General features: G+C 43.8%; 1 protein-coding gene. It reads left to right on the top strand.

Features of this window, described 5'->3' with window-relative positions; all coding sequences use genetic code 11:
• Positions 1 to 128: 128 nt before the first annotated feature.
• Complete coding sequence (locus ACFSW8_RS13425; RefSeq protein ID WP_377178491.1) at positions 129 to 398, top strand: hypothetical protein; 270 nt, start codon at positions 129 to 131, stop codon at positions 396 to 398.
• Positions 399 to 859 lie beyond the last annotated feature (461 nt).

Below are 859 nucleotides of genomic sequence, written 5' to 3'. Positions count from 1 at the left end.
CAAGCCTATCCGACTTTTCCTGACTACTTTAAAACACCGAAAAACCGCTTAAGTCCGTGCCATTCTCGCCTGTCACTAAATTTGAAGTTGCTGATGATTGCATTTACCTCACAGTTCGTGTCTGGGAGATGACAAACCACACTGACAGCAAAGGTTATTTCATTCTCACCAAACATCATGAGATAGCCTTTAGATTTGATGACATCAGCTCCCAATCTTTAGACGACTTCATAGCTGACAACATCTTCGATACACTTCGCTTTTCGACTGTTGAACATTACGAGAGAGATAGCGTCTTTACTGTAGATCTTGATTCAGTCATGGGATCTGATCTTTGCGGCACATTCACGGCTCAAACTGGGTTGGTGACATCAGTCACTCCCTACACCCCTAACTAACATGCATACTCACAGCACGCTATCCATCCTGATTAGGTGCACATCTAAAAAACTGCCTCTGGAGAACAAGACGCTGCACCCAACCGCTGACCGCGGTTGAGCTCCGCTCACCATTTCCTCCCCTCAATCCGTAAACAATAAATCACAGTACATCACCGTCAGCGGTGCGGTGTGCTTTACGTTAGCCTGAAAGAATGCGCATTCGGTATAACCTCCAAGCTCAGATAAAACGATGGGTTCTAGTTAGCTCATTTCTCGGATTTCTTGGTACTTTCTCTAAAGGTACTCACATAGGGTTTGGTAATTATGAACCAGACATCTCTACATATTCCATCAAGCTTCTAAGTTTTGCATTATACTTTATAGCTTCGATTCTTAGTTTCTATATGGCCAGATTGAGCTTCCCCACGGATTTCGGTCAGGGAGTGTCTAAATTATTGGTAGGTTAGTTAGGCGACTTT

The sequence above is a fragment of the Rubritalea tangerina genome (genome assembly GCF_042683245.1).
Classification (GTDB): Bacteria; Verrucomicrobiota; Verrucomicrobiia; order Verrucomicrobiales; family Akkermansiaceae; genus Rubritalea; species Rubritalea tangerina.
Note: the sequence above shows the minus strand (reverse complement) of the source record. Positions and strands in the feature narration are given on the sequence as shown.